This is a genomic window from Zoogloea sp. GDB6 (genome assembly GCF_056724105.1).
Map to the genome: position 1 here is coordinate 1030059 of NZ_CM161497.1, position 7442 is coordinate 1037500.

The 7442-nt window shown below is 60.5% G+C and carries 9 protein-coding genes; 7 read left to right on the top strand and 2 right to left on the bottom strand.

Annotated features, from left to right (window positions below):
• Positions 1–2: 2 nt before the first annotated feature.
• Positions 3–1721 (bottom strand): proline--tRNA ligase, encoded by a 1719-nt coding sequence (locus AC1PQG_RS04615; RefSeq protein WP_481121478.1) that lies wholly within the window; start codon positions 1719–1721, stop codon positions 3–5.
• A gap of 154 nt (positions 1722–1875) precedes the next feature.
• Between AC1PQG_RS04615 and AC1PQG_RS04620 the strand changes: the two genes are divergently transcribed.
• The 4 genes from AC1PQG_RS04620 to coq7 all read left to right on the top strand — a co-directional run bounded on the left by AC1PQG_RS04620 (position 1876) and on the right by coq7 (position 4467).
• Positions 1876–2427 (top strand): RNA pyrophosphohydrolase, encoded by a 552-nt coding sequence (locus tag AC1PQG_RS04620; RefSeq protein WP_481121479.1) that lies wholly within the window; start codon positions 1876–1878, stop codon positions 2425–2427.
• 159 nt (positions 2428–2586) lie between these two features.
• Entirely contained in the window at positions 2587–3180 is a 594-nt protein-coding gene (locus AC1PQG_RS04625) for a CBS domain-containing protein (RefSeq protein WP_481121480.1), read from the top strand.
• Between the two features lie 102 nt (positions 3181–3282).
• Positions 3283–3819, top strand: coding sequence for a CNP1-like family protein (locus AC1PQG_RS04630; protein WP_481121481.1), 537 nt, complete (start codon positions 3283–3285; stop codon positions 3817–3819).
• A 27-nt stretch (positions 3820–3846) separates the two neighbouring features.
• Complete coding sequence (gene coq7, locus AC1PQG_RS04635) at positions 3847–4467, top strand: 2-polyprenyl-3-methyl-6-methoxy-1,4-benzoquinone monooxygenase (protein WP_481121482.1); 621 nt, start codon at positions 3847–3849, stop codon at positions 4465–4467.
• Between the two features lie 12 nt (positions 4468–4479).
• Here the strand turns inward: coq7 and AC1PQG_RS04640 are convergent, their stop codons facing one another.
• Positions 4480–4896, bottom strand: a complete 417-nt coding sequence (locus AC1PQG_RS04640) for an OsmC family protein (RefSeq protein ID WP_481121483.1) — start codon at positions 4894–4896, stop codon at positions 4480–4482.
• A 506-nt stretch (positions 4897–5402) separates the two neighbouring features.
• Between AC1PQG_RS04640 and rplM the strand changes: the two genes are divergently transcribed.
• The 3 genes from rplM to argC all read left to right on the top strand — a co-directional run bounded on the left by rplM (position 5403) and on the right by argC (position 7384).
• A complete protein-coding gene (gene rplM, locus AC1PQG_RS04645; protein ID WP_481121484.1) occupies positions 5403–5831 on the top strand; it encodes a 50S ribosomal protein L13 in 429 nt (142 codons plus the stop codon).
• A 12-nt stretch (positions 5832–5843) separates the two neighbouring features.
• Positions 5844–6236, top strand: a complete 393-nt coding sequence (gene rpsI / locus AC1PQG_RS04650) for a 30S ribosomal protein S9 (RefSeq protein ID WP_141351686.1) — start codon at positions 5844–5846, stop codon at positions 6234–6236.
• A 119-nt stretch (positions 6237–6355) separates the two neighbouring features.
• Positions 6356–7384 carry an N-acetyl-gamma-glutamyl-phosphate reductase gene (gene argC, locus AC1PQG_RS04655; RefSeq protein WP_481121485.1) on the top strand — a complete coding sequence of 343 codons (1029 nt, stop codon included), beginning with the start codon at positions 6356–6358 and terminating at the stop codon, positions 7382–7384.
• The last annotated feature ends 58 nt before the right edge of the window (positions 7385–7442 follow it).

The following is a 7442-nucleotide window of genomic DNA, read 5'->3' on the forward strand; positions in this document are numbered from 1 at the left end:
CTTCAGTCCTTCAGCTTGGCGATGACCGTAGCGGCGACGTCGCCAACGGCCAGCTTGGTGGCTTCGGCGTCGCGGCGGCCCTGGTATTCGACGACACCCTCTTTCAGGCTGCGGTCGCCGATGACGACGCGGTGCGGCGTGCCGATCAGCTCGTTGTCGGCCAGCAGGGAGCCCGGACGCTCGTCCCGGTCGTCGAGGAAGGCGTCGATGCCGGCCGCGACCAGTTCGCCGTACAGCTTGTCGGCGGCTTCGCGCACTGCTTCGGACTTGGCGTATCCCATCGGCACGATGGCCACCTGGAAGGGGGCGATGCCGTCCGGCCAGATGATGCCGCGGGCGTCATTGTTCTGCTCGATGGCGGCGCCGAGGATGCGCGAGACACCGATACCGTAGCACCCCATCTCCATGACCTGTTCCTTGCCCTGTTCGTTGAGGAACTTGCAGCCGAGGGCTTCGGAGTACTTGGTGCGCAGCTGGAAGATGTGGCCGACTTCGATGCCACGGCAGATGTCGAGGCTGCCCTTGCCGTCCGGCGAGGGGTCGCCGACGACGACGTTGCGCAGGTCGGCGACTTCGGCTTCGGGGAAGTCACGGCCGATGTTGACGCCGGTGTAGTGGTAGTCGTCCTCGTTAGCGCCGGTGACGAAATCGGCCATCGCCGCAACGGTACGGTCCATCACCACGCGGCCCTGGAAACCGACGGGGCCGAGGGAGCCGGCATTGGCGCCGAAGGCGGTCAGGATGGATGCAGGGGAGGCGAAGGTCAGCGGATTCTTGACGCCGGCGACCTTCTGGGCCTTGACCTCGTTCAGTTCATGGTCGCCGCGCAGCAGGAGCAGTACCGGCTTGCTGCCGGACGCTTCGTCGCCGTCCACCACGATCGCCTTGACGGTCTGGGTGGCGGGGATCTTCAGGAAGGCGGCCAGCTCGTCGATGGTCTTGGCACCGGGGGTATGCACCTTGGTCAGCGCAGCGCTGGCAGCGGGGCGCGGGGTGGTCGGCGCCAGGGCTTCGGCGAGTTCCACGTTGGCGGCGTAGTCGGAGTCCGGACAGTAGGCGATGTCGTCTTCGCCGGTTTCGGCGATCACATGGAATTCGTGGGAACCGGTGCCGCCGATCGAGCCCGTATCGGCCGCAACCGCGCGGAACTTCAGGCCGAGCCGGTTGAAGATGCGGTGGTAGGTGTCGTACATGTTGCGGTACTCCCGCTGCAGATCCTCGAAGGAGCTGTGGAAGGAGTAGCCGTCCTTCATGACGAATTCGCGGCCGCGCATCACGCCGAAACGGGGGCGGATTTCGTCGCGGAACTTCATCTGGACCTGGTAGAAGTGCTTGGGCAGCTGGCGATAGCTCCTCAGCTCTTTGCGCACCACGTCGGTGATGACTTCCTCGTGGGTCGGGCCGACGACGAAATCGCGGTCGTGGCGGTCCTTGAAGCGTAGCAGCTCAGGACCATAGAAATCCCAGCGGCCGGATTCCTGCCACAGCTCGGCCGGTTGCACGGCGGGCATTAGCACTTCGATGGCGCCGGCCCGGTTCATCTCCTCCCGCACGATGGCTTCCACCTTGCGCAGGGCGCGCAGGCCCAGGGGCATCCAGGTGTAGATACCGCCGGCGAGGCGCTTGATCAGCCCCGCGCGCATCATCAGTTTGTGGCTGATGACTTCCGCGTCGGAAGGGGCTTCCTTGAGGGTGGAGAGGAAGAACTGGGAGGCACGCATGACAGAGTCCATTGTTAGTACAGCGTGCAATTTTAACGTGCACCTTGCGCCTTGGCGCCGCTTCTGTTGCATTGCACCGATTCGGGGCGTCGGCTTCCGCGGCAAGGGGAAATATGGAAGAATTCCGCACAGTTCATGAATTAAAGGTTGCACCATGCTCGACCGTGAAGGCTACAGGCCTAACGTCGGCATCATTCTGGTGAATGCGCGCAACGAGGTTTTCTGGGGCAAACGGATACGAGAACATTCCTGGCAGTTTCCGCAGGGCGGAATCAAGCACGGCGAGTCGCCGGAACAGGCCATGTACCGTGAGCTCTTCGAAGAAGTCGGCTTGAAGCCTGAGCACGTTCGTATCATCGGCCGCACGCGCGGCTGGTTGCGCTACGACGTGCCCAAGCACTGGATCAAGCGGGAATGGCGTAACACCTATCGCGGCCAGAAGCAGATCTGGTTCCTGTTGCGACTGGTGGGACGCGATTCCGACGTTTGCCTGCGTGCAAGTACTCACCCGGAGTTCGATGCCTGGCGCTGGAGTTATTATTGGGTGCCCCTTGAGGCGGTCATCGAGTTCAAGCGCGGCGTTTATCAGGCCGCGCTGCTGGAACTGTCCCGCCTGCTGTTCCGCGATCGAAGCCTCGATATCCCGGAAAGTTACCGACCGATAGTAGTGACCCCGGAATCCCCGGGAAAACCCTCCCTCTCCTGACAAGACGTGTGCCGAGTTGAAACTCGGCACACGTCTTTTTGTCTTACCCTCCGATTGTTGCTGGTTTTGTCGCCGCCTGCGATGCGGCGACGGGTCCGGGTACGCCGTTGTCGGGCAATCCCGGTTCATTGCTGTAGGGGCACATCGGGAGGACACACCATGGAGCGCTTGCACTATCAGCCGATCCGGCAGTTCCGGGTCAAGAGCGGCACCTGCGAAGTCGCGGATGCCTGGAGCCTGACCAAGGTCGTTGCGTCGTCGCCGGCCATCGAAGTGATGACTGACCTGCGACGAATCCCCGCGGCAACCATTTCCGATACGGTTTCGCTGGCCGAGGCCAATCACAGCATGATTTTGCGCGGTGTGCGGATGCTCTTCGCGACCGATAACGACCGCCGTGTGGTGGGCATCATCACGTCCAACGATCTGCTGGGCGAGAAACCCACGCGGGTTGCGCGGGAGCGGATGTCGCGGCACGAGGAGTTGACCGTGCGCGACATCATGGTGGCCACCGAAGAGCTCGATGCGGTGACGATGGCCGATGTCCTGCGCGCGGAGGTGGGGCATGTCGTGGCGATGCTGAAGGCCTGTGGGCGGCAGCACGCGCTCGTGGTGGAAGAGGAGGGCGGCATGGCGCCGGTGATCAGGGGTATCTTCTCGGCCTCGCAGATTGCGCGCCAGATGGGTATTCCCCTGCAGACCACGGAGGTGGCGCGTACGTTTGCCGAGATCGAGGCTGCCATCAGGAGCTGAGTTGGTAGGCCGGCAAGTGCTGGGGGCCGTGCGGGTTTGGCCCGGCGAAAGGGGAGGGGGAGTAGAATCGCGGCTGTCCTCCATCCTTCCCTTTGAAACCTGATGGCTGCAGTTTCCCGTTTGGCCCGCTCATGTATTCCGTTTTTCTTCGCTGCGGCAAGCGTCGCACTTGTGGGGTGTGCCAGCGGTGGTCGCACATACCTGTTTGAAGGAGAAACCAAGTCCGCTTGGAAGGAAGTCGAACCGGAGCTTCCCGCATTTCCAGAGCGCGCGAATCTGATCCCCCTCGACTTGGGGTCCGAGTCCACCTCGTTGTCTTTTATCGATGAGAAGTCGCTGACGCTCGCGGAAGATGGCGTCGTGCGCTTTACATTGATCGTGCGTGCTGCGGGCGGTGCCCAGAACGTGAGTTTCGAGGGTATCCGCTGTGAGACGGCGGAGCGCAAGCTCTATGCGATAGGTCGCAATGACCGGGAGTGGATCAGGCCTCGTGCCAGTGACTGGCAGAGAATTTCAGACAATGGATTCAACCGCCAGCACGCGTTGCTGGCGACGGATTTCTTTTGTCCGCGGGGAACTATCCCGCCGAACCGGGATGAGATCGTGAAATCCCTGCGGCAGGCGGCCGGTCTGCGTTGACGTCAAATTTCGAGTGGAGTTGCTGTGATGCTGGATCAACTGATCATTGGCTTTGACAAGGCTTTGCGTACGGTTTTCGCGGACGCTTACACCGTGCGTCCGGTTCCGGGCGAGGCGCTGCCCGAGGCAGACCTGAGCGAACAGGAGAAGCGTCATGCGGCGTCCCTGATGCGGGTGAATCACTGTGGTGAAATCTGCGCCCAGGCCTTGTATCAGGGGCAGGCGTTGATGTCCCGCAACGAGGGTATCAAGGAAGCGTTGGCCGGCGCCGCGCACGAGGAGACGGAGCATCTGGCTTGGACCGAGCGCCGGATCGTGGAGTTGGGCGGGCGGAAAAGCTTCCTGAACCCGCTTTGGTACAGCGGATCGCTAGCCATCGGGATGCTGGCCGCCCGTTTTGGTGACGGCGTCAATCTGGGCTTCCTGGCCGAAACCGAACGTCAGGTTGAGGCCCATCTAAACAGTCACCTGGGCCGCCTGCCGGAGCAGGACCTGCGTTCCCGTGAGATCGTTGAGCAGATGAAGATCGACGAGGTGGCGCATGCCGACACGGCCGTGCGCCTTGGGGCTGTTGAGCTGCCAGATCCGGTCAAGGCAGCCATGAAGGCCACCTCGAAGGTCATGACCGGTGTTGCGTATTGGCTTTGATCCGGGCAGAGCCTAGACCTGAACGATTTCCCAGGTGTGTTCGATCTCTGCGGTCTTGCTGAGCATGATCGTGGCGGAGCAGTACTTGTCGGACGACAGTTTGATGGCTCGTTCGACGCTCTCCGGCTTCAACTCATGCCCCGTGACGGTGTAGTGGAACGCGATTCGGGTGAACACCTTGGGGTCGGTTTCGGCGCGCTCCGCCGTCAGGCGGACGCTGCAGTCTCGCACATCCTGCCGACCGCGCTTGAGGATCAGGACGACGTCAAACGCCGTGCAGCCGCCTGCGCCAGCCAGCATCAGCTCCATTGGCCGGGGGGCAAGATCACGTCCGCCCGCTTCTGGGGCGCCATCCATGGTGACGATATGGCCGGAACCCGTTTCCGCCATGAAGGTCATGTCGCCAACCCACTTAACTACGCACTCCATTCTGTTTCCCTTCAATGTTGACTGTACGGAGGGGTCGGGCCCCTTCTGCAGGCGCTGATTGTAGCTGTCTTGCCGCAGAGGGGCTGGGGCGTCTCTATGTTGCGATGCCGCATTTTGGGTGCTCAGGGTTCTTCTGTGCGCGAGGTGGTGCGTGTATGGTACGGATTCTTTATCAATTAAATCATTGTGTTGAATGCTATTTATTGGAAATAAAAGAAATCTATTTGCGGATAGACAATTTTATTGTGCGATGCACAAAAAAATCTTGCACCAAGGGGGTTCGGGGGCGATAATTTCTTCAGTCCAGTTGCTTTTGTTGTTCGAAGCGGCTGAAAGGTGTCTCCTCCACCCTCCTCCTTTGGTGTGGATTTAGCGCAGATCTCCCCGATCTGCGCTTTTTTTTTGTCTGAAGATAGGGTTTGACACTGCTTCTTTGCTTCGGGTAAAATCCGCGGCTTTCCGAATTATGGTCGTTCCCGGTGTCGGGAAAAGTCAGAGGGATCTTCATGAAAACGTTTTCTGCCAAGCCGCACGAGGTCAAGCGCGACTGGTTTGTCGTCGATGCGACGGACCTAGTCCTTGGTCGGCTTGCTTCCCAGGTTGCGCTTCGCTTGCGCGGCAAACATAAAGCCATCTACACCCCGCACGTCGATACCGGTGACTTCATCGTTGTCATTAATGTCGACAAGCTTCGTGTGACCGGCACCAAGGCCCAGGACAAAAAGTACTACCGCCACTCCGGTTACCCGGGCGGTATCTACGAAACCAATTTTACCAAACTGCAGCAGCGCTTCCCCGCTCGCGTGCTTGAGAAGGCTGTCAAGGGCATGCTGCCCAAGGGCCCGCTCGGCTATGCCATGCTGAAGAAGCTGAAGTGCTACGCTGGTGCCGAGCATCCGCATGCCGCACAGCAGCCCCAAGTTCTCGCGATTTAACAGGAGCCGATAATGGCTGTGACTTACAACTACGGTACCGGTCGTCGCAAGTCGGCTGTTGCTCGTGTTTTCATCAAGAAGGGCTCCGGCAACATCGTCGTGAACGGCAAGCCGGTCGATCAGTTCTTCTCCCGTGAAACCGGCCGCATGATCGTGCGTCAGCCGCTGGTTCTGACCAACTTCGTCGACACCTTCGACATCCTGGTCAATGTGACCGGCGGTGGCGAGTCCGGTCAGGCTGGTGCCGTTCGTCACGGCATTACCCGTGCGCTGATCGACTACGATGCAGAGCTCAAGTCCCCGCTGAAGAAGGCTGGCTTGGTTACTCGCGATGCCCGTGAAGTCGAGCGTAAGAAGGTCGGTTTCCGCAAGGCACGTCGTCGCAAGCAGTTCTCCAAGCGTTAATTCGCTTCGAGTATGGTCAAAAGGCCGCCTTCGGGCGGCTTTTTGTCATCTTGGCGTAGTATGTTGTTCCGGCGTAGTTCGGGTGTCTGCTGGTAGTTCATTTCCTGTTGGGGGCAAGCATGGTCAAGGTTGGTGTGGTTGGTGGGACGGGATATACCGGGGTTGAGCTGTTGCGCTTGCTTGCGCAGCATCCGGATGTGGAGCTGAAGGCGATCACCTCGCGTGGCGAGGCGGGGATGCCGGTGGCGGATATGTTCCCGAGCCTTCGCCGCCGGGTTGATCTGCGGTTTGTTGATCCCCAGGCGGCCGACCTGTCGGGGTGTGATGTCGTCTTCTTTGCTACGCCTAATGGGATTGCGATGCAGCAGGCCGCGGCCCTTGTTGCTGCGGGTGTGAAGGTCATCGATCTGGCTGCGGACTTCCGTATCTCTGATGTGGCTGAGTGGGAGAAGTGGTACGGGATGACGCACGCCTGCCCTGAGCTGGTGGCTGAGGCAGTGTATGGTCTGCCGGAGGTGAATCGCGAGGCTGTCAAGGCTGCGCGGGTGGTGGCCAATCCTGGTTGTTATCCCACTGCGGTGCAGTTGGGCTTCTTGCCGCTCGTCGAGGCTGGTGTTGTGCAACTGGACGGCTTGGTCGCCGATGCCAAGTCAGGCGTTTCCGGCGGTGGTCGCAAGGCGGAGACGCATATACTGTTCTCGGAGTCGGCGGACAACTTCCAGGCTTACGGTGTGGCTGGTCATCGGCACCTGCCGGAGATTCGGCAGGGGTTGTCGCGCTACGCCAAGGCGCCTGTCGGGCTGACTTTCGTTCCGCATCTCACGCCTATGATTCGTGGCATCCATGCGACGCTGTACGCACGTCTTACCAACGATGTCGATCTGCAGGAGCTGTTCGAGGCCCGTTTTGCTGGCGAACCGTTTGTCGATGTGATGCCGCGCGGGGCTCATCCTTCCACGCGTTCCGTGCGCTCCGCCAACATCTGCCGGATTGCGGTTCATCGTCCGCAGGGTGGGGATGTGGTCGTGGTGCTGTCGGTCATCGACAACCTCGTGAAGGGAGCGGCAGGTCAGGCGGTGCAGAATATGAACATTCTCTTCGGGTTGCCTGAAACTGCAGGGCTCGAGCAGATCCCGGTGATGCCTTGAACTAAAATCGAGTGTTTTTGTCGACTATTTGATGGTGTTGCCTTGACCCGTTGTTAGG